This is a genomic window from Paraburkholderia sp. 2C, assembly GCF_054589215.1.
The window spans coordinates 200,599-226,011 of sequence record NZ_BAAILL010000045.1; the positions used below are offsets into that span (position 1 = coordinate 200,599).

Genomic DNA, 25,413 nt, shown 5'->3' on the forward strand with positions numbered 1-25,413 from the left:
TTCCTGCTCAATGGCTCAGGCTCAAGCGCCGATCATTCATCCGCCGCTCGAAGGCGCGCAACTCGTGATCGGTACGATCGCGGTGTCGCTCGCGGTGTTCATGAACGTTCTGGACACGTCGATCGCTAACGTGTCGATCCCATCGATTTCGGGCGACCTCGGCGTGTCGTCCGACCAGGGCACGTGGGTCATCACGTCATTCGCGGTCGCCAACGCGATCTCGGTGCCGCTGACCGGCTGGCTCACCGAGCGCATCGGCCAGGTACGCCTGTTTATGGCGTCGATCGTGCTGTTCGTGATCTCGTCGTGGATGTGCGGCCTTGCGCCGACGCTGCCGTTCCTGCTCGCGTCGCGCGTGTTCCAGGGCGCGGTCGCGGGACCGATGATTCCGCTGTCGCAAACGCTGCTGCTTGCCAGCTATCCGCGCGCAAAGGCGCCGATGGCGCTTTCGATGTGGGCGATGACAACGCTGATCGCGCCGGTCGCCGGACCGATTCTCGGCGGCTGGATTTCGGACAACATCTCGTGGCCGTGGATCTTCTACGTGAACATTCCGGTCGGCATGATCGCCGCGGCGGCCACATGGGCGATCTTTCGCGATCGCGATTCGGCGATCAGGAAGGCGCCGATCGATACGGTCGGCCTTGCCCTGCTGATTACCTGGGTCGGTTCGCTGCAGGTCATGCTCGACAAGGGCAAGGACCTCGACTGGTTCTCGTCGACCACGATTGTCGTGCTCGCGTTGACCGCGATTATCGCGTTCGCGTTTTTCGTCGTCTGGGAGCTGACGGCCGACCACCCGGTGGTGGATTTATCGCTATTCAAGCTGCGCAATTTCACGGGCGGCACCGTCGCGCTATCGATCGGCTACGGGCTCTACTTCGGCAATCTCGTGCTGCTGCCGCTGTGGCTGCAAACCGATCTCGGCTATACGGCCACCGACGCGGGCATCATCATGGCGCCGGTCGGGCTGTTCGCGATCCTGCTGTCGCCGCTGACGGGCAAGGTGTTGCCGCGCACCGATCCGCGTTATATCGCGACTGCGTCGTTCCTCGTTTTCGCGCTGTGTTTCTGGATGCGCTCGCGCTATACGACCGGCGTCGATACGTTTGCGCTGACGGTGCCGACGCTGATCCAGGGCGTTGCGATGGCGGGTTTCTTCATTCCGCTCGTGTCGATCACGCTGTCCGGCTTGCCCGGCAACCGCATTCCGGCGGCGTCGGGCCTGTCGAACTTCGTGCGGATCATGTGCGGCGGCATCGGCACCTCGATCTTCCAGACCGCGTGGGACCATCGATCGATTCTGCATCACACGCGGCTCGTCGCGCAGGCCAATCCCTATAACCCGACCTTCGACGCGTCGATCGAGCAGATGAACCGGCTCGGTCTGAGCCACGATCAGGCGTACGGGCTCTTCAATTCGATGGCGACGCAACAGGCTGCGCAACTGGGCGTCAACGACCTGTTCTACGTCTCGGCCGGCATCTTTATCGCGCTTATCGCGCTTATCTGGATCACGAAGCCCGAGCGCGCGGGCGGCGATGCGGGCGCGGCAGCTTCGGCCGCGCACTAGAATTGACTGGGAGCGGCTGTGGCGCGTAGGGACACGAATCGCTGCATCGCGCGGCGAATTTGCGTCATTGATAAAGTGACTTGATGGGGTCGAGGCGGTAGATTCGCGTCATCGTTGCATCATCGTCGCGACGAGCGCCGCCACCTCCCCGATCAGCTTTGCAGGTCACTCGACATGAATAGACACTGGACGAATATCCTCGCCGCGGCAAGCGCCACGCTCGCGCTCGTCGCGCTTGCTCCCGTTGCCGCGCAAGCACAGACGCAGCCTCAGTCACAACAGGCGCAACAGCCACAAACGGACGTTCTCAAGCCGATCAAGGTCACGAAGCCGGAAATCAACGGCGCGATCTTCCAGCGCAAGGACGCCGTCCATGAGAACAAGGACGGCAACGCAACGACCGACGTCGTCACGTTCACGTCGAACGACAACGGATATCAAACGGGGCTTTATAAATCCGGGCCGCTGCACGAGGTGATCTCGAAGGCGCCGGGTTATCCGTATAACGAGTTTCTTTACTTCATTTCGGGCGGCGCGACGTTCACATCGGCGGACGGCTCGGTCGTCGCCGTTCATGCCGGCGAAGCCGTGAGTCTGCCGAAGGGCTGGATCGGCACGTTCGATACGAAGGGCTATACGAAGCTCTACGTCACGTATAACCCGGACGACATCAAGAAGTAACCGCCGCTGTGACGATGAGCCGTTCGGGCGCGAGCACGCCGTCGCCGGCCTTGGCGACGCCGAGCAGACGCCCTCCCGTGGCCGCATGGACACGCACGCGCGGCGCATCGCAGTTTATCGACAGATCTGCAAGACGCAGCCGCTGTCCGTGCAGGAAGCGACGTGTCGCTTCGTCGTCGAGGTGGACTGCGGGAAAAGTCGATAGCAGCGCATCGACGGGTTGCAGCCACCGGTCGAGTTCGGCTTGCGCGGCATCCGACAGCGCATCGAGCGTCACGGCATGCTCGAGCGTCAGTGCGCCGACGCCGGTACGTCTCAGCGCGATCAGATGCGCGCCGCACCCCAGCGCCTCGCCGATATCCTCGGCAAGCGTGCGCACATAGGTGCCCTTGCTGCAGGTCACACGAAACGTCACATCGGGCAGCGCGCAGGCAATCGGTTCGAGCGCGTGAATCGTCACGCAACGCCCTTCCCGTTCGACCGTCTGCCCGGCGCGCGCATATTCGTAGAGTGGCTTGCCGTCGCGCTTGAGCGCCGAATACATCGGCGGAATCTGCACGATCTCACCGCGAAACCGCTCGAGCACCACCGCGATGCCTTCCTCGCGGCAAAGCACGTCGCGCGTCTGCAGCACTTCGCCTTCGGCATCGCCCGTGGTTGTCGTGATGCCGAGGCGCATCGTCGCTTCGTAGGTCTTGTCCGCGTCGAGCAGATCCTGCGAGAACTTCGTCGCCTCGCCGAAACACAGCGGCAGCAGGCCCGAGGCGAGCGGGTCGAGCGTGCCCGTATGGCCGGCCTTTTTCGCCTGATAAAGGCGCTTCGCGCGGATCAGCGCGTCGTTGCTCGACAGCCCCACCGGTTTGTCGAGCAGCAGCACGCCGTCGAGCGCGCGGCGCGGTACGCGCGCGCGCGGCTGCGGCGCGGTCGGAGAAGCATTCGTCATATCGGCCAGCGCGTGCAGGGGTCAGTCTTGCGAGTCTTCTTTCGCGCGATTCGCGTTCGCTTCGTCGATGAGGCGCGACATCTCGACTGCGCGCTCGATCGTCTTGTCGTAGTGGAAATGCAGCGTCGGCACCGTGTGAATATGCAGGCGCTTGAAGAGCTGGTTATGCAGATGGCCGGCCGCGTGATTGAGCGCGACCTGCGTTTGTCCGGCGTCGCCGGTCAGCGTCGTGAAATAGACCTTCGCGTGCGCATAGTCGGGCGTCAGTTCGACGCTCTGGATCGTGACGATTCCGATCCGCGGGTCTTTGACCTCGCGCAGCAGTTCGGACAGATCGCGTTGAATCTGATCAGCGATCTGTACGTTGCGATTAGGGGAAGTGCGTTTTTTCGGCATGTTCAGTCAGGCATAAAAACAAAGGGCGGAGCGGCTTTGCGCCCGCTCCGCCCCGTTAGCGCGGCGCTCCGGTTACAGCGTACGCGCGACTTCGGTGACCTCGAAGACTTCGAACTGGTCGCCTTCGACGATATCGTTGAAGTTCTTCACCGACATACCGCACTCGAAGCCCTGGCGCACTTCGCGGACGTCGTCCTTGAAGCGCTTGAGCGAATCGAGCTCGCCGGTGTGGATGACGACGTTGTTGCGCAGCACGCGCACCGACGACGTCCGCTTGACGATGCCATCCGTGACCATACAACCGGCCACCGAACCGACCTTCGGCACCTTGAACACCTGGCGCACCTCGACCATGCCGGTGATGACTTCGCGCTTCTCCGGCGCGAGCATGCCCGACATTGCCGCTTTGACCTCATCCACTGCGTCGTAGATGATGTTGTAGTAACGGATGTCGACGCCGTTCGTCTCCGCAAGCTTGCGCGCCTGCGCATCGGCCCGCGTATTGAAGCCGACGATAACCGCCTTCGACGCCGTCGCCAGATTGACGTCCGACTCGCTGATGCCGCCGACCGCGCTGTGCACGATCTGCACGCGAACTTCGTCCGTCGACAACTTGAGCAGCGCCTGCACGAGGGCTTCCTGCGAACCCTGCACGTCGGCCTTGACGATGAGCGGCAGGTTTTGCACTTCGCCTTCGCCCATCTGTTCGAGCATGTTCTCGAGCTTCGCGGCCTGCTGCTTCGCGAGCTTGACGTCGCGGAACTTGCCCTGACGGAACAGCGCGATTTCACGCGCCTTGCGGTCGTCCGGCATCACGATCACTTCTTCGCCGGCCGCCGGCACTTCCGACAGACCTTGAATTTCCACCGGGATCGACGGACCCGCCGACTTCGTCGCCTTGCCCGTTTCGTCGAGCATCGCGCGCACGCGGCCGTAGGCGCTTCCCGCGAGCACGACGTCGCCGCGATTGAGCGTACCGGACTGCACGAGAATCGTCGCAACCGGGCCCTTGCCCTTGTCGAGCTTCGCTTCGATCACGAGACCCTTGGCCGGCGACTCGACCGGCGCCTTCAGCTCGAGCACTTCAGCCTGCAGCAGGACGTTTTCGAGCAGGTCGTCGATACCCGCGCCCGTTTTCGCCGACACCGGCACGAACGGCGAATCGCCGCCGTATTCTTCCGGCACGACACCTTCCGCGACGAGTTCCTGCTTCACGCGCTCGGGGTTGGCTTCCGGCTTGTCGATCTTGTTGATCGCGACGACGAGCGGCACGCCGCCCGCCTTCGCGTGCGAGATCGCTTCCTTGGTCTGCGGCATCACGCCGTCATCGGCGGCGACCACCAGAATGACGATGTCGGTCGCCTTCGCGCCGCGCGCACGCATGGCCGTGAACGCTTCGTGACCCGGCGTATCGAGGAACGTGATGACGCCGCGCGGCGTTTCGACGTGATACGCGCCGATATGCTGCGTAATGCCGCCCGCTTCGCCGGCCGCCACTTTCGCGCGCCGGATGTAGTCGAGCAGCGAGGTCTTGCCGTGGTCGACGTGGCCCATCACCGTGACGACCGGCGGGCGCGGCAGTGCTTCCGCATCCGACACTTCGCCTTCGACCAGCATCGCTTCCGGATCGTCGAGCTTCGCAGCCACCGCGTGGTGACCGAGTTCCTCGACGACGATCATCGCGGTTTCCTGATCGAGCATCTGGTTGATCGTGACCATCTGGCCGAGCTTCATCATCACCTTGATGACTTCCGAAGCCTTCACCGACATCTTGTGTGCGAGGTCGGCCACCGTGATGGTTTCCGGCACATGCACTTCGCGCACGATCGGTTCGGTCGGCGCCTGGAAGGTCGTGTTCGAGTCCTGATGTTTGCCGCGTCCCTTCGGACCGCCGCGCCAGCCGCGGTCGACGCCGCCGCTCGTATCGCCGCGCGTCTTGATGCCGCGGCGCTTGGCCGCGTCGTCCTGCCAGCCGCCGGGTTTGCCGCCGCCGGGGCCGCGCTTCTTGTCGCCGGCAGGCGCCGTCGACGGCGCGGTGGTCGATGCCGGCGCTGCCGCCACAGCAGGCTTCTTCGCCGCCGGACGCGCCGTCGTCTCGCCGGCCGGCCGTGCCGGCTTGTGCAGCGTGCCCTTCGCCTCAACAGCCTTCGGCTGCTCGGCGGGCTTCTGCGGCGCGGGTTCCGGCGCTTTCGCCTGGGCCGCCTTGCGCGGCGTGTTCATCATTTCGCGAATCGCACGCGCTTCGGCTTCGGCTGCGGCGCGACGCTTCGCAATCTCTTCCTGCTCGGCGCGCGCCTTCTCGGATGCGGCGCGTGCAGCGTCCTCGGCCTTCTTCGCCGCTTCGCGCTGCGCCGCGCGTTCCGCTGCCGCACGCTCGTCGTCCTGTTCGGCTGCGCGCTCGGCTTCCGCCTGCTCACGCGCAGCGGCCTCGGCCATCGCCGCGGCACGCTTCTTCGCCGTTTCCTCTTCCGCGCGCTGGCGCTCCGCCTCGGCGGCCTGCTCGCGCGCCTGACGCTCGGCCTCTTCGCGCTCGAGCCGCTCCTGGCGCTCCTTCAGCTCCTGAGCCTGCTTCTCGAGCCGTTCAGCCTGCTGGCGCGCTTCTTCCTCGCGGCGCTGCAGGTCGAGGTCTTCAGCCTCGGCGGCAGCTGCTGCATGAGCCGCGGCCTGATCGTTCTGCTCGGCCGTTTCGTCGCGGCGCACGAACGTGCGCTTCTTGCGCACTTCGACCTGAATGGTACGAGCCTTACCCGTCGCGTCGGACTGCTTGATTTCCGACGTGTGCCGTCGCGTGAGCGTGATCTTGCGCTTGTCGGCGTCCTGCGAGCCGTGCGACTTGCGCAAGTGGTCGAGCAGACGCGCCTTGTCGGTTTCCGACAAGGCATCGTCCTCACTCGCTTTCTGGACGCCCGCCGCCTGCAGCTGCTCGAGCAGCACGCCTGCAGGCATTTTCAGTTCCGCGGCAAATTGGGCTACGTTGTTACTCGCCATTCATTCCTCTTAGTGCAAGGACCGATTCCTTGCGGTTAGCATCGGGTCGTGCGGCCTGGTGGCTTCAGATGGGGCTTGAAATGCAATTCAACAATTGCGATTTCAACCATGCCTCATCGAAGCCGGCCGCGGTCAGGTCAGTGGTTCATGGTCATGTCACTCTGTCACTGAAACCAGTGTTCACGGGCCTTCATGATCAACGCCTTGGCGGCGTCCTCTTCCATGCCGGTCATCTCGACCAGCTCGTCTACTGCCAGTTCTGCCAGATCGTCGCGCGTCTGCACCTGATGTTCGGCGAGCTTTGCGAGCAGATCGGCGTCCATACCATCGAGGCTCTTCAGGTCGAGCGCAACGCCCTCGACCTTCTCCTCGTTCGCGATCGCCATCGTCAGCAATGCGTCGCGGGCGCGGTTACGCAGTTCGTGAACCGTGTCTTCGTCGAAGGCCTCGATTTCGAGCATCTCGTTGAGCGGCACATACGCGATCTCTTCGAGGCTCGTGAAGCCTTCGTCGATCAGGATGTCGGCGACTTCCTCGTCGACATCGAGACGCGCCATGAACAGGTCACGCAAGACGCCGCGTTCCTGATTCTGCTTCTGGGCAGACTCGTCCGGCGTCATGATGTTGATCTGCCAGCCGGTCAATTCGCTGGCGAGACGCACGTTCTGGCCGCTGCGGCCGATAGCGACCGCCAGCTCGTTTTCGTCGACGACGACGTCCATCGAATGCTTTTCTTCGTCGACGACGATGGACTGAACGGCTGCCGGCGCGAGCGCGCCGATCACAAACTGGGCGGGATCCTCCGACCATAGCACGATGTCGACGTTTTCGCCACCGAGCTCATTGCGCACCGCCTGCACGCGCGAGCCGCGTATGCCGACGCAGGTGCCGATCGGATCGATGCGTTTGTCATAGGCGATCACGCCGATCTTCGCGCGTACGCCCGGGTCGCGAGCGGCTGCCTTGATCTCGAGCAGCCCCTGTTCGATTTCGGGCACTTCCATTTCGAACAGCTTCATCAGGAACTCGGGCGCGGTGCGCGACAGCTCGATCTGCGGTCCGCGCGCCGTGCGGTCGACTTTCGCGATATACGCACGCACCCGGTCGCCGACGCGCAGGTTTTCCTTCGGGATCAGCTGATCACGGCGCAAGAGCGCTTCGACACGGCCCGATTCGACGATGAAATTGCCCTTGTCGAGACGCTTGACCGTACCGGTCATAATGCTTTCGCCGCGCTCGAGGAAGTCGTTCAGGATCTGCTCACGCTCCGCATCGCGAACCTTCTGCAGAATCACCTGTTTCGCGGCCTGCGCGCCGATACGGCCGAATTCGATCGACGGCACGGGCTCTTCCAGAAAGTCGTCGATCTGTGCATCGGGTTTCTGCTCGCGCGCCTCGAACAGCAGGATTTCCTGGTCCGGCTCCTGCAGTCCCGCCTCGTCCGGCACCACGCGCCAGCGGCGGAACGTTTCGTGCTCGCCGCTTTCACGGTCGATATGAACGCGAATGTCCGCGTCCTCGTCGAAGAGTTTCTTGGATGCCGAAGCGAGTGCCGCTTCGAGTGCGGCAAATACGACGTCCTTGTCGACGTTCTTCTCGCGTGCCAGCGCATCCACCAGCATCAACACTTCGCGACTCATTGTTTGCGGCTCCTAAAGTCAACTTTCGGAACGAGGCGTGCCTTATCGATATCCGCAAGCGTGAAATCCAGCATCGCGGCGCCTTCCTTCCCTTCAAATTCAAGACCGATCGTTTCGCCCTGCGGAGCATGCAGAATGCCCCGGTACGATTTACGTCCGTCCAATGGCTTTTTCAACGTGATCACCGCCTCGCTGCCCGCGAAGCGTTCGAAATCCGCCAGTTTCTTGAGCGGCCGGTCGAGACCCGGCGACGATACTTCAAGCCGCTCGTAGTCGATGTTCTCGACCGTCAGGACGTGCTGCAGCTGACGCGTGACCTTTTCGCAATCTTCGATCGCGATGCCGGCAGCCTGGTCGATAAACACGGTCAGCATGCCGCGCCCGGTGCGCTCGAGATCGACGAGTTCGTAGCCAAGGCCCACGACCGTCGTTTCAATCAGTTCCGTCAGTTGCACAAGTGCCCTCTAGATGTTCGCGCGGCGCGCCTGCCGGGTTGCCACGGGGGTTGCCACGAAGCTGCTGTCGAACACCACCACAGGAACACCGCCACAGCGGGCCGCGCCAGGCTGGCGCGCGTTGTTGCGCCTCATTGCACGTGTTATTGCACGTCGTTTTGCACGTTACAGCGCGCTATTGCCTTCGTGCCGTTTCGCGCTGTTTCGTGTGTATCTGGCCCACGTGACGAACCACCGTTGAACGCATTGATTTGCGAACTTGCGCGGCAAAAAAAAATGGGCGAAACGCCCATCATCTTATTGCCGGTGGTCGCACCCGAGCCGTACGCGGAAACCAGACTCCCAACCGCACGCCCAGCGACTTCGTGATTGTAGCCATTTTTCAGGACAAACGCAAACCACGGACGGCCGCAAAAGCGCATCCGCGCTTGTTCTGACGGCAATCGACCCGATCGTCGCCGGCTGGAAAAGGAGCGCGAGGGACGGCCGGCAAAGCTTTCAGCCAGGCGGCCAGCCAAGGCGATCCGACGCTGAAGAGACGCCGGATCGGTGCATCTTGCCGCCCAATGCGGGGTGTGCGGCGGTTGCTTATGGTCGCGCGCGCTTGGCCGGCGCATGAACCGGCCCCAGCCACGGATTAGCGGCCACGCGTGCGGCCTCGCGGCGTACGATTACCATTCGGGTTCGGATTGCCGCCCCCGCCTCCACCGCCGCCGCCACCGCCACCGCGATTCGCATTGGCGTTGCCGCGACGGTTCAGATTACCCGCCATGGCCCGGTTGCCACCACCGCCGCCGCCACGATTGCCGCCGCCCGGCGCGCCCCCCGGTGCGCCCGGTGCACGATTGCCGCCACCCGTCGGGGCGCGGTTGCCGTCGACATCGCGTCCGCCTCGGCCGCCGCGCTTGTTATCCGGACGGCCATCGGTGCGATTGCCGTTGCGGTTGCCGAAATTGCCGCCCAGACCGGCGTTCAGCGCGTTGAACGCGCCACCGCCCGACTGGCCGCGCCGACCGCCGCCGCCGCCAACACCACCGCCGCCGCCGCGCTGCTGATCGAAACGCCCATGCGACATCAGCACGGGCTCGCGATTGATGAAGCCCATCGACGTTTGCATCGGATCGGGTTGACGCCGCTCCTGCTCGGCATGACGGCCGCCCTTACCGCCTTTCTCTTCGCTCGGCGCCTTCAGGCCCACCGCCGCCATCAGGCTGCGCACCTGATTGTCTTCGAGTTCTTCCCAGCGGCCGCGCTTCAGACCGCGCGGCAACGAAATCGGACCGTGCCGCGTGCGGATCAGACGGCTCACCATCAGACCGACCGCCTCGAACATGCGCCGTACTTCGCGGTTGCGCCCCTCAGCGAGCGCAACGTGGTACCAGTGATTCGTGCCTTCGCCGCCGCCGTCGCGAATGCGCAGGAAATTCGCGGGACCGTCGTCGAGTTCGACGCCGGCGAGCAGCTTCTGGCGCATTCCCTCGGCCAGTTCGCCGACAACACGCACCGCATACTCGCGCTCGACGCTATAGCGCGGGTGCATGAAGCGGTTCGCCAGATCGCCCGAGGTCGTGAGCATCAACAGGCCCTCGGTGTTGAAGTCGAGGCGGCCGACCGCGAGCCACTTCGCGCTCTTCATCGGCGGCAGCTTGTCGAATACCGACGGGCGGCCCTCGGGGTCCGCGTGACTCACGATCTCGCCGGTCGGCTTGTGATACAGCAGCACGCGCGGCGGTTTGTTCTGCAGCTTGCGCTTGACCGGCTTGCCGTTGATGCGAACGAGGTCGGTCGGCATGATGCGCTGGCCGATATGCGCCGGCTCGCCGTTGACCGACACGCGGCCCGCGACGATCAGCTCTTCCATTTCGCGGCGCGAGCCCATGCCCGCTTCGGCCAATACCTTGTGCAGCTTCGGTGCGTCGTCGTCGGGGGCGAGCACGCGCTTGGGCTGCGCGGGGCGGCCACGGCGCAGCATCGGCGCGCGCACACCGCTGCCCGGACCGCCGTTCGATGCGTTCGACGAATTGTCCGCATCGAATGCAGGCGACGTCACATAGGAAAACAGGTCGTCGTCCGCACCGGCGTCGGGTGCGCCTTGCGCACCGTTCTGGCCGGCGCCGCGCCGGTTCTGCTGGCGCGCGCCGTCACGCGGCGCGCCCTCGCGCGGGGCCGCGCCCCGCTGTCCATCTCGTTGTCCTTCGCGCTTCCCGCCGGCACGGCGGCCGCCTTGCCCTTTCGCGGAGGCGTCCTTGCGCGGCATACGCACCTGGGCGACGACCTCGCCGTCCGGGGGCGCTTCGGGCACGACCGGCGCCGGTTGCTGAGCGTTCGGGGCGTCGGTGGGCGCCTTGCCTTTCGCGCCCGCGCGACGGCGGGCGATCAGGCTGCGCGGTCCGCGGCGCAGGCCGCGGCGCGGCCGCTCGTCGCCTTCCGCGTCGGATCCTTCGCCGGGACCGCCAGCCGCACCTTGGCTGCCGGCCGGGGCGAGCGCGCCAGCGGCACGTTCCGCGGCGTTGGCCGGCGCCGTACGCATGTCGTCGACGGGAGCAGGGCGCACCGCGCGCTCGGATTCGGGCGAATCGGTATCGTGGATGTCTGTCAAAACAACCTCAAAATGTCAGGTCGCGCGCCCATTGCGGGCGCGGCATAGGTTTGTTACGTCAGGCGCTGCGTGACTCGGGCTCGTCGTCCGTTAGCACGCCGGCGTCCCGGCGGTCTTGCGATCCGCCGTGAGCCGCATGCGTCGATTGCGGCCCGGTTGCGTGTTTCACGTGTTCCGCGTGTTCGGCTTCGCTGCGAGCTTCGCCGTGAAGTTCATCGTGAAGCACACGGGGACTCGTGCTGTCCTTGTGTGCGGCTACGCCGGAAGCGGCGTCGTCAATGTTCTGCGGTGCGTGGCCGGCCGCATCGTGTGAGGCGGGGCCGGCTGCGTACTGTTTCTGATCTTCGTGTTCTTCCTGCTCGTTCGCTTGCGCTGCAGTTGGCGCAGGCGTTACATCGCGTGCAATGTCATCGCTCGCTGTGTCGCTCGTGGCCGCGTCCGGTTCGTGATTGGCGGCGGCGAGTGCTCCCGCCTCCACCGCTTCCGCGGTTTGCGACGGTTGCGTTGTTTGATCCAGCGCTTCCGTCATTGGCGCATCTTCGCTCGCGGCACGTTCGTCTGCGGCCCGCGCCTGGTCTTCGTTCGCGGCGCTTTCGGCCGGCGTAGTCGCCGTCGAGCCCGCGTCACTATCGTCACGCGGCTCGGCTGGAGTGTCGTGCGCGACACGCGCGTTCGCATCCGATCCGGCTTCACTGCTGTCAATACGCGCCGGCATCGCTTCAGGCGATGCCGCTTCGCTCGACGACACATCATGTTCGGCCGCACTCGCGTCGCCCGGCGCCGCAACTCCGGCCTCGGCCTCGTCAGTCGCACCGGACGTGTCGCCGTCCGTGAACTCGATCGAATGCTGCGCAAGCAGATCGACGTTCGCCTGAGCCGACGGATCGTCGAGCGGCGGCAGTTCGTCGAGCGCCTTCAGCCCGAGGTCGTCGAGGAACTGGCGCGTGGTCGCGTACAGCGCCGGACGTCCGGGCACGTCGCGATGGCCGATTACCTCGATCCAGCCGCGATCTTCGAGCTGCTTGACGACCTGCGTATTCACCGTGACGCCGCGAATCTCTTCGATATCGCCGCGCGTGACCGGCTGGCGGTAAGCGATGATCGCCAACGTCTCGAGCACCGCGCGCGAATACTTCGGCGGTTTTTCCGGATGCAGACGATCGAGATACGTTCGCATGGCCGGCTTGCTCTGAAAACGCCAGCCCGTCGCGAGCACGACCAGTTCGACGCCGCGCCCCGACCAGTCCTGCTTCAGGTCTTCAAGCAGCGTGCGAATCGTATCCGCCGACACGTTGTCGGCAAAGAGCTTACGCAACTCACCGAGCTTTAATGGCTCCTGCGCGCAGATCAATGCAGTCTCGAGGACGATCTTCGCCTCTTGGGTATTCATGCAGCTAGGTCAGACCCTGTGGTCAAAAGAACCGGATCAAACAGACGACAAGCAGACGATATGGAACAGAAGACGCGCTCGCCCGATTTTGATCGGTCATATTGATGGGAGCACGCACCGGGGGGAGGCAAACAGGCATTCAGGCCATTCCCAGCCGGACGACGAAGCAGCGATATTCCGGAAAGGAATCGCGTGGCTGGGTGCCATATTACGCAAAAAGATTCGGTGCGTAAAGCGACGGGGAGCGACGGGGGCACGACCGCAAAACGCCGACAGGCGGGCGCGCTCGCCCGCTCGGGGCAGCCGCGCGCCCTCACCCTGCGCGCCTGGCGTCCAGAAAGCGTCGCAGGCGCGCGACGCCTTCGTCGAGCCGCGCGGTGTCGCACGCGTAGCACCAGCGCACGAAGCCCTCGCCCTCCGGCCCGAACGCGCTGCCCGGGGCGAGGCCAAGACGCGCGTCGCGAACGAGCGCCTTGCACAGAGCGAGGCTGCCTGGCGGGACAACTGAGGAGACAACTGAGGAAACGCCTGATGAGACACCTGAGGCGCCAGACGTACCTGAGTCCGCGCCCGGCAGCGAGAAGAACAGATACATCGCACCCGCGGGCGCCTTCACGTCGACACCCGGCAACGCCGATAGTGCCTGCACCAGATGATCGCGCGACGCCTTCAGTTCGCCGACCAGCCGCTGCGTAAAGGCCTCCCCCTGCTGAACCGCGGCGAGCCCGGCCTGCTGGACAAACGCCGGCGCGCACGACGTGTTGTATTCGACGAGCTTGCCGAGGTCGTCCATCAGTGACGCGGGCGCGACGATCCAGCCAAGCCGCCAGCCGGTCATGAGCCACGCCTTCGAAAACGAGTTGACGCAGATCACGCGTTCGTCGCGCGCCGCGAGATCGAGGAACGACGGCGCAGCGCGGCGTGCCACGCCATTCGCGTCGGCGTGGCCGGCATCCGCCTCGTCGGGGTAATAAAGCCGCTCATAGACTTCGTCGGCGATGATCCAGATGCCGTGACGGCGGCAATGCTCGAGCACCGCGCGCTGCTCGTCGCGCGTCATGACCCAGCCGGTCGGGTTATTCGGCGAATTCACCATCAGCAGCTTCGTTTCGGGCGTCAGCGCGGCGAGCAGCCGCTCGAGATCGAGTGTCCAGCCGTGCGAACCGTACTCGAGCGCCACAGTTTCGACCTGCGCACCGAGAATTTTCGGAATTTCGACGAGATTCGGCCACAGCGGCGTCACCTCGACGACGCGATCGCCCGCGCCGACGACGAGCTGCGTGGCCAGCATCAGCGCATTGACGCCGGCGCTCGTCACCGCGACGTTGTCGATCGCGGTCGCGCCGTGCAGCGCGCTGACGTACCCGGCCAGCGCCGCGCGCAGCGGTGCGATGCCGAGGTTATGCGTATAGAACGTCGCGCCGGCGGCAAGCGCCTCGCTCGCGGCGTCGCGAATGAACGCCGGCGTCACGCGGTCGGATTCGCCAAACCAGAAAGGCAGCACGTCGGCAAGCCCGAGGCCCGCGTTCGCGACCTCGCGAATCTGCGATGGCCGCAGCGCGCGCACCGCGTCGCGCGCATTGGGGAGGAGGGCTGGGGATGCGTCCGCTCTTATGTCCGCTTTTACGTCCGCTTTTACGTCCATTCCGCTCATCGAAACATCCGGGGAAAATTCGTCGGGAAACCGACAGTCTATCTTGCCCCCTTTGCCTGTCGAGAAAACCTCATGGCGCGGTAAACAGCACCCGTCAGCGCGTTCAATGCAGATCCTCGGTGCGCGGCGGAACCTGGGTGATCAATCCCCACACCGCCTCGGCGGCCGGCGACAGCGAGCGGTCGCGGCGCCGTACGAGCTCGACGGTGCGCTCGGCGCGCGGCATGAGCGGCCGGGCCACGAGCGTCGCATCGGCCGGCAGCGGCAGCGCGAGCCACGGCAGCACGCTGACGCCGATACCCGCCTCGACGAGTCCATAGACGGTGGCCGGATGGCCGAGCTCCTGGACGACCGTTGCATGCACGTCCTGCTCGCTCATCGCCGCATCGATGATCGGCCGGCTGCCCGACGCCTGGTCGAGCATCACGAGCCGCTCTCCATCGAGCGCCTTCCATTCGACCTGTTGACGCTTCGCGAGCGGATGGTCGGCGCGCGACACGACGCAGAAAGAGTCCGTCATCAGCATTTCGGTCAACAGGTCCTCGGCCGCGATCGGTCCGACCACGACGCCGAAATCGACCTCGCCGGACTTCACCTTGCGCACGACGTCGCTTTGCACGTCGTCGCGCAGGCCGAGCGCGATATACGGAAACTGCCGGCTGCACGCGGCGATGACCTGCGGCATCAGCCGGCACGCGATCGTCGGGCTCGCCGCCACTACCACGCGCCCGCGCCGCTGTTCGCCGATTTCGCGAATCTCGCGCAGCACGTCGTCGAGGTCGGTCAGAAGACGCGATACGCTCGCGACGAGATTGCCGCCGCCGTCCGTCAACCGTACTTCGCGCGTCGTCCGGTCGATGAGCTTGAGGCCAAGCTCCGCCTCGAGCTCGCGCACGCACCGGCTCACCGCGGATTGCGTCAGGCCGATTTCGTCGCCGGCCCGGCTAAAGCTCTGCCGCCGCGCGACTTCGATGAAGACGCGCAGTTGCCGCAGCGTCACATTCATTTGATGCCCTCATTAATGTCATCGTTTGATGCGGATTGTATGCGCGAATCCTCAACAGCCCCGCGCAGGCGTGCGATGTTGCCGCCCTCATTTCGCTGCGGTGCAGCAATAAGGCGCAAACGCACGGACGGTGAGCCTCGTTGCACAAGATTGGTGATTGTCCCGATTTGCGTGTCGGGTTTTTTGGATTCTCATACGGGCCTGGCTAGCACCCGTGTCGGCTTGATGCCACGGGACTTTGAGGCAGTTTGGCGACCGATTGGCACACTTCATGCGTTGAAGTCGCGCAAGGGTCGGCGCCGAATGAGGTTCACGAATACCCGCCGCGGCAAGCCCGACCCCGCCTGGCATCCGGTTCGCGAGAATCCCGTACACGACTCATACGGCTTCGCGCTCACCGGGTGCATCGAGAGTGCGCGGCGCGGGGCAGCGCACCGGAGTTAGCTTCGCTGAGGTGAAACATGATGCTGTTCGACGATTTGAAAGACAACGAGTGGTCTCTGGTCGAGGCGTTGTTCTGTGCGGAGCCGGCGCGGAGCGAACGTCGCGGGCGGCCACGCGTGGAAGCGCGGGCCGTGGTCAACGCGGTGCTGTGGGTACTGTCGACGGGCGAAGGCTGGTCCAAGCTACCGGGGCGTTATCCGTCGCCGCCGACCTGCCGGCGCCGTTTTGACGAATGGCAGGCTGATGGCACCCTCGCCGAAATAGTCAAGCGGCTCGCAACGAGCGGCCGTCAGATCTCGCTGCGCGGACGCATCGGCGCAACGGCGGCCAAGCCGCCCGCACCGCCGAGCCGCGACCGCCTGCGCGGCGCGTTCTGGACCAATCCGGAGTCGTGGCGTGCACCGGTGAAAATGGCGTGACGGCCGACGGAACACGCCGACCGCCGTTCGATTTTTGCCCTTCCGGATTATCGCTTCGCTTGCCATCGGGCGCCTTCTGGCGCCCGATGCGTTTCAGCGGCTGCCCGCACGCCGCGTCAGGCGCAACGGGCCACCCGCCCACACCTACGTCACCACTCGCCACCCACGTCCGCGCCACGCGCTCCCCGGCGGATGAAACAACCATTTACCATTATTTACAGCGCGCTTTCTTCGTCAGGCATACCGTTGCATTATGCAAACCAGTCGGAACCGACCGTCCTGACGGGAGCCTTCCATGCGACCAATGTCCCTGTTTATCTGCGGCATTGTCGTCTCAACGCTTGCTGGCAACACAGCGGCCCAGCAACGGCCGCAACCGCAAGGCTGGAACTGGAAACCGGACCAGCCGGCCACGCTTGAGGCCTGGCAACAGGCGGAAACACGTAATCACGATTTCACGCCGCCTACCCCGCGTGGCGACCTGCGCGGCGATATTGCCAGCAATGTGCGCGCGCCGCGTCCGGCGCAACCGCGCGACGACGACGCATCACGCCGCCATCAGCCGCCGCCCACGCATCCGTGACCGGGCGTGGCGCAGTCGCGCCCGCGTGCGCCGCGTCTTCGGTGTGCAATCGATGAATTCGGGAACCACGCGCCGGCCGGCCAGTCTCATTCTTTGCCATAAGCACAGCGTGGCAGCAGTATCCGGTATGCCCGTATCCTCGCGATACGGGCTTTTTTTTGCCGCCGCACGCGCGACGGCGGTCGAGGCCTGGAGCCGACAGCGCGCCTTGCCTCACGGCGCAATGCTGCACCGTCGACGCATGTCACCGCTCGCGCGCCATGCGGTTACGAACCTCGCGGTCCGCGTCATTCCGTCTTCAGAAGTAACGGCGGGCGAAACTCCTGAAAAGCCAAACCGGAGCGAAAGCGAAGCGATCCGGCTCGTCAGCTTTCCGTCTACAGTGCCGCCGCGCGTGGCTCGGTTGCCACGTAACTGGTCGCGCGCCGCGCGTCCCAGTCGAGCGACCGCTCATCGCGTGCGAGCCGCGCGAATTCGGCACGACCTCGCTCCGTCAGCACCGCGATATCGACCGGCGCATGAAAGCCCGGCGCCGGCGCCACGGTGCGCTGCCGCACCGTATCCATCATGCCCAGCGAGCGCAGATATTCGAACACGCCCGGGCGCTTCGCCCACGGCACCTGGCGATATTGCACCCGCCTCAATGCTTCGAGTACCGCTTCATTGGAATAAGTGGTCATCTCACTTCTTTCTTAAAGTGCAGCCATCGTATGTGTCGCGCGACAGTGGCCTGCCAGACGGCTTACAGCGACGCCCACGAAGCCTGCCGTGCCGCGCGCCCTGCGGCCGTGATGCCGGCCGCGATTTATTTCATTCCGGCCCCCGTTGACCGGCATGATAACGTTCGCTGCGCGCTGAAAGAATGCGGCGATGCAGCGGGCTTTCCGCTGCGATACCGAACGCGCAAATTTCCGGGAACAGATGTTCCAGAACGATACGTTACCCCAATCAAATTGATTCTATTCGTTTTATTGGTGCTTTTTTTCGCAGCTTTTCTGCTGATACGGCGCGCACGCCTCGCCGTCGCAGTGGCTGCCGTCGCCACGTTCTGGCTCATCGCGGCGGGGTGGCTGGTCGCGCCGCTGCTTGCCAGTACGCAAACCGTCGTCGCCAGACTCGAAGATCTGCCGCCCTCTGCGTTTGCGAGCCGCACCGCGATCGTCCTGCTGGGCGGCGGCACCGAATACGCGAAGAACGGCAGCCTGATTCCGAAGCGCGATGCGGTTTTCCGCATCGTTGCAAGCGCCGACCTTTATGCGCGCTGCAAACGCGCGGCAACCGTATGCGACGTAATCGTAAGCGGCGGCAATCCGCAGCATCACGATGCAGCCGAAGCCGACACCTATTTGCCGTGGTTATTGCGCGAACATGTGCCCCGCGAGGACATCATTCTCGAAAACCGCAGCCTCACCACGTATCAGAATGCGCGCAACGTCGCTGCTATTTTGCCGCACGGATATTACGGTTCTTTGATTGTCGTCACCTCTGCATACCAGATGCCCCGCGCGCTGCTCGATTTCCATCGTTTCGGCATGGTCCCGCTGCCCGTGGTGTCGGACACGCGACACGCACGGCGCGGCGTGTTGCCGCGCTACGAAAACCTCGTTAGCGCGGAGATCGCGCTGCATGAGCTGATCGGCCTCGCCCAGTTCCATGTTTATCGCGCGATCGGGTGGTTTTGATGCGCGTTTGTGCGTTCACATCGGGCGCGGGCATTGAATATTGCCTTGCCCTCGCATCGCATGGCGCCTTCACATGGCTCACGACGTGTGCCACCTCCGCCCATCACGAATTACTTAGCGATCCGATACATCGAGCGTACGGAGCGATAACGAAACGGCACCGGATCGCTCGAGGTCTTGCCAAACGCGTGCAAGCACTTGCTCCGCCGCATCGCGAGGCCGTAACACACGTGAATCGCCCATTTTTACCTTTCCTTGCGTAAGCACGCTCGACGCGGCACGAAACATGCGGGTCCGCGAGCCGTATGGGCGGGCCTTCGCCGCCATGCGGCGCAGACGTTACCAAATGTAACGATATGTGAATTCTGTTACCTTGTCACCGCTGGGCCGGACATTGCTGGATAGAATGCATTGTCTTTCCCCTTGGACAGGCCATACTTGGGTCCACAACCACTCTCCGGAGGTAGCGATGAAGAAAGTGTCCCTAGCAGTCCTGGTTTCCCTTTCGGCATTGACCGGTGCAGCCTACGCGCAGGACAACGGCATCACGATGAGCACCGACCCGCAAAAAGCCGCTGAGATCGAGCAACATGCGCAGGACGTGCAAGCCCGTCAGCAGCAGATGGAAAGCGCACCGGCGCCGCGCCACCAAAAGGGAATGACGCATCACAAGAAGCCGAAGTCGGAGTCCGCGCAATAAGGCGAATGCGCATCGCGGCATTGCACGCGCTGGCCGCAGCGCGCCGGCATCGCCGCTCGTATGCGATTCGCGTGTGCGCACGCTGACGCAGATGTATGCGCAATGAAGAAAAGGCCGAAGCCGTGGACCGCGGCTCCGGCCTTTGTCGTTTCGCGGCCGGACCTCTTTCGCAGCCGGACCTCTTTCGCCGCTGGACCTCGTTGCAGGCGATTGCCGCGCATATTTCGCCCATGCATTGCGGCGCGGCTGCGTTGCAGTGGTGTGCTAAAGTCCCGCTCCGAAATCCGATACGACGGATAGACGATTCAACCACGCGCACCGAGGTGCGGAGGAAAGCATGAGCAACATCCAGCTGGACATCGAATGGACCGAAGCCGCATCGCGCAAGATCGAAAAACTGATGCCTCGCGGCGGTCAGGAAGCGTTCCTCGCCTTGCCGCCGGTCGAATGCCTGCCGATGGAAGGCGATGTGCTGTTTCTCGGACCGGAAGGCAAGCAGCAACCGTTCATCGTGGCCGAACGCCAATATCATCACGACGGTGACGCGGACTGGACGATCGTACTGATCCTCGACGTTCCGCAGGCGGCGCACTGATCGCGGCTACCCAACGGGCGCCGCGCATCGCTCGCCGCGTCGATTATCTGATCTTCTTGAGCACACGAATTTCCGAGTGCTCGACCCAGTCGGCGATCGCCTTCCGATAAGCGGCGATATGCGCCGACTGCGCGTGCGCGGCCAGCGCTTCCTCGCTTTCCCAACGCTCATAGAAAACGAAGCGACGCGGCTCGCGCAGATCGCGATGCAGGTCGTATTGCAACGCGCCCGCTTCGCCGCGTGATGGCGCGACGATGCCTTCGAGCGCCTCGCGCAATGACTCTTCAAAGCCCGGTTTCGCGATCGAGATTGCCACCACTGCGATTTCACTCATTGCCGACCTCCCTGTTTCGTGCAAAATCGAAGAGCATACCCGTGAAGCCGCGATCCCGCTGACCACGCTCGAACCTTGATGCGCGAGCGTCGTCCGGATGAACGTCGATACTTCCCGGGGTCTGTGATAACCCGAACATTCGTGTAGCTTTCGAACTGCTAGACTGCTTCGGGCAAGCTCGCGGGAGCCTCATCGGGCCGTACAGGTGGCCGTGCATGTGGCCACATACGGCTGGTGCGCCCCGCACGCCGATCGGCACGACGCATCTGCCGCCGCCGAAACTTGAGACTCGTGCCGAGCGATTTCCGGCATCCACGTCCCACCACGCGCCGCACGCTGCATAGGACATTCTGACGCCATGCCAAACGTCGACGATACGACGCTCACTGGCCTGTTGCAGCACATGGTGCTGGAAGAGACCGGCTGGGCCGCGCCATGGCGCACGATCACCTTGCGCAGCGTGTTCCAGCCTGTCGTATCGATTACCCACCAGCGCGTGGTCGGCTATGAAGCGTTGCTGCGTGCGTTCGATCCGATCGGTCATCCGATCTCTCCCGCCGTGCTCTTTTCCGGCGCCCGCTCCACATCGGATGCGCGTGCGCTCGACCGGCTCGCGCGCTGCCTGCACGTTGCAAACTTCATGGAGCAGCGCATCGACAGCGGATGGCTGTTTCTGAACACGCGCCCGCAAGTATTCGAAACTGGCTGGCCGCAACGTCCGTTTATCGACGAACTGTCGCAGCATTTCGGACTGCCGCAGGAACGCGTCGTGATCGAAGTGCTCGAGCAGCCCGCCGACGACGAATCCGCGGTTGCGAGCATGCTGGCCGCGTCGCAACCGCGCGACTTCCTGATTGCGATCGACGATTTCGGCACGGGCTTTTCGAACTTCGATCGCGTGTGGCGCTTCCGCCCCGACATCGTGAAGCTGGACCGCTCGCTCGTCGCGCGTGCCGGGCGGCGCGACAGCGATAACGCACTCATCAATCATCTGATCACGATGCTGCATCAATCGGGCACGATGGTGCTCGCCGAAGGCGTCGAAACCGAAGACGAACTGATGACGCTGATGCAGGCCGACGTCGATTTCGTACAAGGTTTCTGGTTCGGGCAACCGAAGCCGTCGATCCAGGCCGCGAACGCGCGTGTGCCCGAACTGATCGACCAGATGTGGCAGCACTTTAACGACTACGAGCGCACACACACGCGCTATCAGCGCCCGGAATTCGAAGGTTTCACCGAGGCCGTGCTGAACGGCGCGCAGATCTTCGCAGCAACCGGCGACCTGAGCCAGGCCGCGCAGCCGGTGTTCAGGATTGCCGACGCACGCCGCGTGTTTGTGCTCAACGAGCACGGCGAGCAGACGCAGCCTTCGATTACCGCGGCCGACGCGCCACCGCCCTCGCCGCGGCTCGCGCCGCTCTTTCCCGATACGCGCAACAACTGGTCGCGGCGCGCGTATTTCAAACATGCACTCGCCGCGCCCGGACGCGTCGCGATGATGGGTCCGCACTGTTCGCTCACCGATGGCGAAGACTGCTATACGGCCGCTGTCGCGGTGCCGCGCGACGGCGTGCTGAACGTGTTTTGCGTCGACTTCCTGCCGCGCAAGCGCGCGTAGCCCGTCGCGTTCGAGCGTTCGCCGCTCGTGCGGCCACTCGCTACGCCGCTCCCGCCTCGCTCGTTTGCCCATCATTCGTCGCTAATTCTGCGCCGTCCCGATTTGACATCGCCGCGGCGCGACTTGCTCTCGAGCCGCCGCTGCTGCGATGCGCGAGTCGGACGCGTCGCGACACGCGCTTTGCGGATCACGCTGACGCTTGCAATCAGCTCATCGAGCCGCGCAAGCGCCGCCGCGCGGTTCATTTCCTGCGTGCGGTATTCCTGCGCCTTGATCACGATCACGCCTTCGCGCGTGATCCGGTGATCGGACAGCGCGAGCAGGCGCATCTTCAGCACCTCCGGTAAGGACGAAGCACGCACGTCGAAGCGCAGATGAATTGCGCTCGACACCTTGTTGACGTTTTGCCCGCCCGCGCCCTGCGCGCGCACGGCCGTCAACTCGATCTCGTCAGGCGGAATGTCGTAGCGATAGGTCATGATCGGGCACAGCATAGCAAACACATTGCGACCAGCGAAACCTGGCCGAACGGACGAGGTCAGAGCACGGATAAAATCAGTTAGACTCGCCTGCAGTTTTTGCCACGCTTCATCCCAACATTTACCACGCAAGCGGCCCGGTCCATTCGATGCGCTATTCGGTCGAGATTAAGAAGTTTCTGTACAGCCAGTATTTTTATGGTGGCCTGCGCATTGCGTTCGGCGTGTCCTTGCCCGCCGTGTTGTGTTTAACCGTATTTCACGATCGCGAGCTCGGTTTCACGATCGCAACCGGCGCGCTCGGCGCATGTGCGGTCGACATGCCGGGCCCGCTCAAGTACAAGCACAACGAAATGCTCGCGTGCAGCGTGATCGGCTTTCTGTCGGCGCTCGCCACGGGTCTCGCCACCGTCAATGCGCTTGCGCTGTGGTGCACCGTCGTGCCGCTCACGTTCGTGCTGTCGCTGATCGTCGTATACGGCAACCGCTGGCCGCAGATCAGCTTCGCGACGCTGTTCATGATGACGATGACGCTCGAAGAGCACTTCACGCCGCTGCAGGCGCTCGTCAATGCATCGTGGATTCTGCTGGGCAGCCTCTGGTACACATACTGGTCGACGCTGGTCAGCCGCTGGATGGTGCACCGGATCGAACAGCAGGCGCTCGCCGAAAGCGTGTTCGCCTGCGCGGACTACCTGCTCGCGCGCGCCGATTTCTACGATCTCGACAACGACCTGGACGAGTGCTATCGCAATCTCGTCGCGAAGCAGATCGCGGCGGTCGAGCGCCAGGATGCCGCGCGCGACATCGTGCTGCGCAACCTGCCGAAACTGAAGAGCGGCCAGCTCGAACCGGCGCGCATCACGCTCTTCAATCTGTTCATCAACACGGTCGACCTGCATGAACTCTTTGTCGGCGCGCATACCGACTATCCGCTTGTGCGCACAACCTTCGGCGGGTCGGACGTGCTCGTGTTCTATCGCGATCTGATTCGCAAGGCGGCGGCCGATCTCGAGGACATCGGCCTCGCGGTCCTGCAGGACCGCCCGCCGCGCGGACGCATCAATATGAAAGCGGAGCTGCGCGCGATCGAATTCGAGCTCGATCAGTTGCGCAAGCATGGCTTGCCGGCAAAAAATCCCGAGGCTTATGCGGCGGTGTCCGCGTCGTTCAGACGCCTGTGGAGCGCCACGCGGCTCATCGACAGAATGCGGCGCAGCCTCGCCAACGAAACGTCAACGACTGAAACCGAACTTCGAATCGACCAGACGCTCGCGCGATTTGTCTCAAGCCGGCGCGTGCCCTTTCGGCAAATATTCTCGAACCTGACGATGGCATCGCCGAGCTTTCGCCATGCACTGCGCGTGACGATTGCCGTCGCGATCGGCTTCTGGCTCGGGCGAATCCTGCCGCTCACCAACGCGTACTGGATCGTGATGACGGTCATCATCATCCTGAAGCCGGGTTATTCGCTGACGAAGCAGCGCAATGGGCAGCGTATCGTCGGCACGGCGATCGGCTGCGCCGCGAGCATCGCGCTGATGATGTTCGTCAAGGAGCCGCATATTCTGCTCGTCGTGATGTTCGCATCGATGGTGATGAGCTACAGCCTGCTGCTCTTCAACTATGCGGCGAGTGTCGTGTTCACGTCGTCGTATGTGCTGCTGTTGTTCCATCTGCTCGCGCCGGGCAGCATGCGAATTATCGGAGAACGCGCGATCGACACCGTCGTGGGCTGCGCGATCGCGATCGCCGCGAGCCACCTTTTCCCGTACTGGGAATATCGGCTGATGGGCAAGCTCGTCAACAACATGATCGCGGCGACGCGCCAGTATCTCGAAGCGAGCTGGTGGTGGAGCGGCAAACCGGCGCTCGCGGTCGCGCCGGCCGCCGTGACCGAAGCCGGTGCGCGCGCGCCTCGTGCCGCCGTCGAGCGTGACGAGGTTGCCGCTGGCGTCGCCGCGGCCGCCACCGCTCAAGCGCAGGCGCCCGCGCCGTCACCGGCAAACGGCAGCGGGACGAACAGCGCATCGGATGCAAAGCGCGTCGCCCCGGAAGACCAGATCGACCGGAAGGACGAACTGACCGCGACGCTCGCGGCCGCGACCGCCAATGCGATTCCCGCAGACGACGCCCCACTGCCCGCTTCGACATCCGCTGCGTCGCCCGCCTCGACGCGCACCTCGAACGCACGCGGCGCGACGCCGGCATCCGGCACGCCGGCCGCAGCCAGCGCGCTCGATCGCGACTATCGCTACCGGCTTGCGCGCAAGAACGTGCACGTCGCGTTTGCCAATCTCGGGCAGGCATTCCAGCGCATGATGCTCGAGCCGAAATCGGCGCAGAAGTTCGTGCCCGAGTTAAACAACCTGCTCGTACGCAGCCACGTGCTGGCATCGGAAATCGCCGCTGCGGCGCCGCTGTTGCGCACCATCATCCAGATCGACCGCCAGTCGCAACAACCACTGCAGCGGGCCTTGAGCGTCGTACGCGAGAATCTCGAGGAAGCGGAAGCGGGCACCGCGACACCCGCCGATCAAAGCGACGTCGTCAAGCAATTGACGCGCGAACTCGACTCGATGGTGATCGAAGCGGAGAAGGCGCCGGAGAGTGCGGGAAAGGCCGAAACGGTTAGTGAGCTGAAACTGCTCGCGCATCAATGCAAGCAGATGCTTGCGGCGTCGTTTCTGATCCGCAAGGATGCAAGCGTGATCCGGCTACCGGAGAATTGAGTCGACGCCTGTTCGGAGGCTCGATTGAAAACACTGCTGCGTCACTGCGCCGCACTGCCGGATGCGGCTGCTGCACCGGAAGCCCCCGCCGGCGTATCCGACGCGGCGCTCGACGTCGCATCGGGTGGGTTCTCGCGATCGAACTCACGCTTCTCGGTAATCGCGTTGTACAGCACGGTCGCTATCACCAGTCCCACCACGACCACGATCAGCACGGCAACACGGGTGGTCGGGTTCTTCTTGCGCGGTTCGTTCATCTAAGGCTCGGCGTGCGGTTGATCGACAAAGCGGGCATTCTACGCCGGCCCGCCTTGCGGTCGGCTTGCAGTGCGTGCGGAGCATCGCCCGCGTGACGCCATTTCAACGCATTGCCAGTTGCCGTGCAGATTCATATGCGCCGGCTCCGACACCGAGTCACGCCTTAAACACTCGTAAATCTGAGTGGGCGTGATTTTTCGCTCGCGCATCCGTTGCGTGGCGTGCTTTGGGAAAAACACAC

Annotated in this window: 22 protein-coding genes; 9 read left to right on the forward strand and 13 right to left on the reverse strand. The window is 64.1% G+C overall.

Features of this window, described 5'->3' with window-relative positions; all coding sequences use genetic code 11:
- Positions 1 to 10 precede the first annotated feature (10 nt).
- Both ACYPXD_RS22885 and ACYPXD_RS22890 read left to right on the forward strand, forming a co-directional pair.
- Positions 11 to 1,573: a DHA2 family efflux MFS transporter permease subunit gene (locus ACYPXD_RS22885; RefSeq protein WP_459716331.1), complete on the forward strand. Its 1,563-nt coding sequence runs from the start codon at positions 11 to 13 to the stop codon at positions 1,571 to 1,573.
- Positions 1,574 to 1,747: 174 nt separating this feature from the next.
- The gene (locus ACYPXD_RS22890; RefSeq protein ID WP_459716333.1) at positions 1,748 to 2,254 is read left to right on the forward strand and encodes a cupin domain-containing protein; all 507 of its coding nucleotides are present in this window, start codon (positions 1,748 to 1,750) and stop codon (positions 2,252 to 2,254) included.
- Here ACYPXD_RS22890 and truB read toward each other — a convergent pair.
- The 9 genes from truB to ACYPXD_RS22935 form a co-directional block, all read right to left on the reverse strand.
- Positions 2,244 to 3,197 (reverse strand): tRNA pseudouridine(55) synthase TruB, encoded by a 954-nt coding sequence (truB, locus tag ACYPXD_RS22895; protein WP_459716335.1) that lies wholly within the window; start codon positions 3,195 to 3,197, stop codon positions 2,244 to 2,246. The genes ACYPXD_RS22890 and truB overlap by 11 nt on opposite strands.
- Positions 3,198 to 3,218: 21 nt before the next feature.
- Complete coding sequence (gene rbfA / locus ACYPXD_RS22900) at positions 3,219 to 3,593, reverse strand: 30S ribosome-binding factor RbfA (RefSeq protein ID WP_459716338.1); 375 nt, start codon at positions 3,591 to 3,593, stop codon at positions 3,219 to 3,221.
- Between the two features lie 72 nt (positions 3,594 to 3,665).
- Positions 3,666 to 6,581 carry a translation initiation factor IF-2 gene (gene infB / locus ACYPXD_RS22905; RefSeq protein ID WP_459716341.1) on the reverse strand — a complete coding sequence of 972 codons (2,916 nt, stop codon included), beginning with the start codon at positions 6,579 to 6,581 and terminating at the stop codon, positions 3,666 to 3,668.
- A gap of 164 nt (positions 6,582 to 6,745) precedes the next feature.
- Complete coding sequence (gene nusA / locus ACYPXD_RS22910; protein ID WP_459716343.1) at positions 6,746 to 8,221, reverse strand: transcription termination factor NusA; 1,476 nt, start codon at positions 8,219 to 8,221, stop codon at positions 6,746 to 6,748.
- Entirely contained in the window at positions 8,218 to 8,676 is a 459-nt protein-coding gene (gene rimP, locus ACYPXD_RS22915) for a ribosome maturation factor RimP (protein WP_459716346.1), read from the reverse strand. Before rimP ends, nusA begins: the two co-directional genes overlap by 4 nt.
- Before the next feature lie 637 nt (positions 8,677 to 9,313).
- Positions 9,314 to 11,275, reverse strand: a complete 1,962-nt coding sequence (gene rluB / locus ACYPXD_RS22920) for a 23S rRNA pseudouridine(2605) synthase RluB (RefSeq protein ID WP_459716349.1) — start codon at positions 11,273 to 11,275, stop codon at positions 9,314 to 9,316.
- A gap of 58 nt (positions 11,276 to 11,333) precedes the next feature.
- Complete coding sequence (gene scpB / locus ACYPXD_RS22925) at positions 11,334 to 12,665, reverse strand: SMC-Scp complex subunit ScpB (RefSeq protein WP_459716352.1); 1,332 nt, start codon at positions 12,663 to 12,665, stop codon at positions 11,334 to 11,336.
- Positions 12,666 to 12,978: 313 nt separating this feature from the next.
- On the reverse strand, positions 12,979 to 14,310 hold the full coding sequence (locus tag ACYPXD_RS22930) for a pyridoxal phosphate-dependent aminotransferase (protein ID WP_459716736.1): 1,332 nt from the start codon (positions 14,308 to 14,310) through the stop codon (positions 12,979 to 12,981).
- A gap of 112 nt (positions 14,311 to 14,422) precedes the next feature.
- The gene (locus tag ACYPXD_RS22935) at positions 14,423 to 15,325 is read right to left on the reverse strand and encodes a LysR substrate-binding domain-containing protein (protein WP_459716355.1); all 903 of its coding nucleotides are present in this window, start codon (positions 15,323 to 15,325) and stop codon (positions 14,423 to 14,425) included.
- Positions 15,326 to 15,786: 461 nt separating this feature from the next.
- Between ACYPXD_RS22935 and ACYPXD_RS22940 the strand changes: the two genes are divergently transcribed.
- Both ACYPXD_RS22940 and ACYPXD_RS22945 read left to right on the forward strand, forming a co-directional pair.
- Positions 15,787 to 16,188 (forward strand): IS5/IS1182 family transposase, encoded by a 402-nt coding sequence (locus ACYPXD_RS22940; protein ID WP_075157442.1) that lies wholly within the window; start codon positions 15,787 to 15,789, stop codon positions 16,186 to 16,188.
- Positions 16,189 to 16,483: 295 nt separating this feature from the next.
- Positions 16,484 to 16,771 (forward strand): hypothetical protein, encoded by a 288-nt coding sequence (locus ACYPXD_RS22945; protein ID WP_459716358.1) that lies wholly within the window; start codon positions 16,484 to 16,486, stop codon positions 16,769 to 16,771.
- 377 nt (positions 16,772 to 17,148) lie between these two features.
- Here the strand turns inward: ACYPXD_RS22945 and ACYPXD_RS22950 are convergent, their stop codons facing one another.
- The gene (locus ACYPXD_RS22950; RefSeq protein ID WP_459716362.1) at positions 17,149 to 17,451 is read right to left on the reverse strand and encodes a hypothetical protein; all 303 of its coding nucleotides are present in this window, start codon (positions 17,449 to 17,451) and stop codon (positions 17,149 to 17,151) included.
- A gap of 273 nt (positions 17,452 to 17,724) precedes the next feature.
- Here ACYPXD_RS22950 and ACYPXD_RS22955 point away from each other — a divergent pair, with 273 nt between their 5' ends.
- The 3 genes from ACYPXD_RS22955 to ACYPXD_RS22965 all read left to right on the forward strand — a co-directional run bounded on the left by ACYPXD_RS22955 (position 17,725) and on the right by ACYPXD_RS22965 (position 19,748).
- The gene (locus ACYPXD_RS22955) at positions 17,725 to 18,453 is read left to right on the forward strand and encodes a YdcF family protein (RefSeq protein ID WP_459716738.1); all 729 of its coding nucleotides are present in this window, start codon (positions 17,725 to 17,727) and stop codon (positions 18,451 to 18,453) included.
- 469 nt (positions 18,454 to 18,922) lie between these two features.
- Positions 18,923 to 19,153 (forward strand): hypothetical protein, encoded by a 231-nt coding sequence (locus tag ACYPXD_RS22960; RefSeq protein WP_459716364.1) that lies wholly within the window; start codon positions 18,923 to 18,925, stop codon positions 19,151 to 19,153.
- 337 nt (positions 19,154 to 19,490) lie between these two features.
- Positions 19,491 to 19,748 carry a DNA-binding protein gene (locus ACYPXD_RS22965; protein WP_459716366.1) on the forward strand — a complete coding sequence of 86 codons (258 nt, stop codon included), beginning with the start codon at positions 19,491 to 19,493 and terminating at the stop codon, positions 19,746 to 19,748.
- A gap of 43 nt (positions 19,749 to 19,791) precedes the next feature.
- Here the strand turns inward: ACYPXD_RS22965 and ACYPXD_RS22970 are convergent, their stop codons facing one another.
- Positions 19,792 to 20,082, reverse strand: coding sequence for a putative quinol monooxygenase (locus tag ACYPXD_RS22970; RefSeq protein ID WP_459716368.1), 291 nt, complete (start codon positions 20,080 to 20,082; stop codon positions 19,792 to 19,794).
- 358 nt (positions 20,083 to 20,440) lie between these two features.
- On the opposite strand from ACYPXD_RS22970, the gene ACYPXD_RS22975 reads away from it, so the two are divergent.
- Positions 20,441 to 21,703 (forward strand): EAL domain-containing protein, encoded by a 1,263-nt coding sequence (locus ACYPXD_RS22975; RefSeq protein WP_459716371.1) that lies wholly within the window; start codon positions 20,441 to 20,443, stop codon positions 21,701 to 21,703.
- A 71-nt stretch (positions 21,704 to 21,774) separates the two neighbouring features.
- On the opposite strand, the gene arfB is transcribed toward ACYPXD_RS22975, so the two are convergent.
- Entirely contained in the window at positions 21,775 to 22,182 is a 408-nt protein-coding gene (arfB, locus tag ACYPXD_RS22980; protein WP_459716741.1) for an alternative ribosome rescue aminoacyl-tRNA hydrolase ArfB, read from the reverse strand.
- A 149-nt stretch (positions 22,183 to 22,331) separates the two neighbouring features.
- Between arfB and ACYPXD_RS22985 the strand changes: the two genes are divergently transcribed.
- Complete coding sequence (locus ACYPXD_RS22985; RefSeq protein WP_459716373.1) at positions 22,332 to 24,914, forward strand: FUSC family protein; 2,583 nt, start codon at positions 22,332 to 22,334, stop codon at positions 24,912 to 24,914.
- Between the two features lie 41 nt (positions 24,915 to 24,955).
- Here the strand turns inward: ACYPXD_RS22985 and ACYPXD_RS22990 are convergent, their stop codons facing one another.
- On the reverse strand, positions 24,956 to 25,171 hold the full coding sequence (locus ACYPXD_RS22990; protein ID WP_459716375.1) for a hypothetical protein: 216 nt from the start codon (positions 25,169 to 25,171) through the stop codon (positions 24,956 to 24,958).
- Positions 25,172 to 25,413 lie beyond the last annotated feature (242 nt).

Coding starts and splice junctions, on each gene's coding strand:
- ACYPXD_RS22885 (WP_459716331.1), top strand. CDS start 11: ATGGCTCAGGCTCAAGCGCCGATCATTCATCCGCCGCTCGAAGGCGCG.
- ACYPXD_RS22890 (WP_459716333.1), top strand. CDS start 1,748: ATGAATAGACACTGGACGAATATCCTCGCCGCGGCAAGCGCCACGCTC.
- truB (WP_459716335.1), bottom strand. CDS start 3,197: ATGACGAATGCTTCTCCGACCGCGCCGCAGCCGCGCGCGCGCGTACCG.
- rbfA (WP_459716338.1), bottom strand. CDS start 3,593: ATGCCGAAAAAACGCACTTCCCCTAATCGCAACGTACAGATCGCTGAT.
- infB (WP_459716341.1), bottom strand. CDS start 6,581: ATGGCGAGTAACAACGTAGCCCAATTTGCCGCGGAACTGAAAATGCCT.
- nusA (WP_459716343.1), bottom strand. CDS start 8,221: ATGAGTCGCGAAGTGTTGATGCTGGTGGATGCGCTGGCACGCGAGAAG.
- scpB (WP_459716352.1), bottom strand. CDS start 12,665: ATGAATACCCAAGAGGCGAAGATCGTCCTCGAGACTGCATTGATCTGC.
- ACYPXD_RS22930 (WP_459716736.1), bottom strand. CDS start 14,310: ATGGACGTAAAAGCGGACGTAAAAGCGGACATAAGAGCGGACGCATCC.
- ACYPXD_RS22935 (WP_459716355.1), bottom strand. CDS start 15,325: ATGAATGTGACGCTGCGGCAACTGCGCGTCTTCATCGAAGTCGCGCGG.
- ACYPXD_RS22940 (WP_075157442.1), top strand. CDS start 15,787: ATGATGCTGTTCGACGATTTGAAAGACAACGAGTGGTCTCTGGTCGAG.
- ACYPXD_RS22945 (WP_459716358.1), top strand. CDS start 16,484: ATGCGACCAATGTCCCTGTTTATCTGCGGCATTGTCGTCTCAACGCTT.
- ACYPXD_RS22950 (WP_459716362.1), bottom strand. CDS start 17,451: ATGACCACTTATTCCAATGAAGCGGTACTCGAAGCATTGAGGCGGGTG.
- ACYPXD_RS22960 (WP_459716364.1), top strand. CDS start 18,923: ATGAAGAAAGTGTCCCTAGCAGTCCTGGTTTCCCTTTCGGCATTGACC.
- ACYPXD_RS22965 (WP_459716366.1), top strand. CDS start 19,491: ATGAGCAACATCCAGCTGGACATCGAATGGACCGAAGCCGCATCGCGC.
- ACYPXD_RS22970 (WP_459716368.1), bottom strand. CDS start 20,082: ATGAGTGAAATCGCAGTGGTGGCAATCTCGATCGCGAAACCGGGCTTT.
- ACYPXD_RS22975 (WP_459716371.1), top strand. CDS start 20,441: ATGCCAAACGTCGACGATACGACGCTCACTGGCCTGTTGCAGCACATG.
- arfB (WP_459716741.1), bottom strand. CDS start 22,182: ATGACCTATCGCTACGACATTCCGCCTGACGAGATCGAGTTGACGGCC.
- ACYPXD_RS22985 (WP_459716373.1), top strand. CDS start 22,332: ATGCGCTATTCGGTCGAGATTAAGAAGTTTCTGTACAGCCAGTATTTT.
- ACYPXD_RS22990 (WP_459716375.1), bottom strand. CDS start 25,171: ATGAACGAACCGCGCAAGAAGAACCCGACCACCCGTGTTGCCGTGCTG.